1 protein-coding gene is annotated in these 585 nt (G+C 32.1%); it reads left to right on the top strand.

The features are described from left to right. Positions 1-585 (top strand): DUF4172 domain-containing protein (locus ACXAHM_RS26325; protein WP_474967065.1); only part of this gene is annotated, 585 nt, incomplete at both ends.

The following is a 585-nucleotide window of genomic DNA, read 5'->3' as shown; positions in this document are numbered from 1 at the left end:
AATATGGAAGAGTTGTATAAATATAATCACGAAGATTGGCCTAATTTTGTTTTTGATGAAAGTAAGGTTTTTCATCAATTAGCCTTAGTAATGGAAGCTTATGGTTTTATTAAAGGTCGTTTTAAAGATGTAAATATTGATGCGAGAAATGAAGTAATTATCACGGCTTTATCAGACGAGGTTTTTGCAAATGCTGAAATTGAAGGACAAGTTTTAAATAAAGAGGATGTCCGTAATTCAGTAAAGAAATCTTTTGGTTTTTCTAATACGAGCAAGAAGTTTATCTCAGATAATAATGTTGAAGTTTTTGCAAATGCAATTCTTTATGCTGACGAGAAGTTAAGTCATGAATCACTGTATAAATGGCATAAAACCTATTTTCCTAATGGACTGTCTGAGGGTGAAACAATTGTTTCGGGTGAATACACGAAAGAGAGAATGCAGATACGTAGTGGGAATAAAGTAATCTATACTGCTCCAGAAGTAAAAATGATTCGTCGAGAAATGAATTCATTTATTGCGTGGTTTAACACAGAGTCTTTTATACATCCATTTATAAAATCTGCTATCGCACACTTATGGTAT

The organism is Flammeovirga sp. AWQ4_249 (genome assembly GCF_056161045.1).
This window is presented reverse-complemented; position numbering and strand designations above follow the sequence as displayed.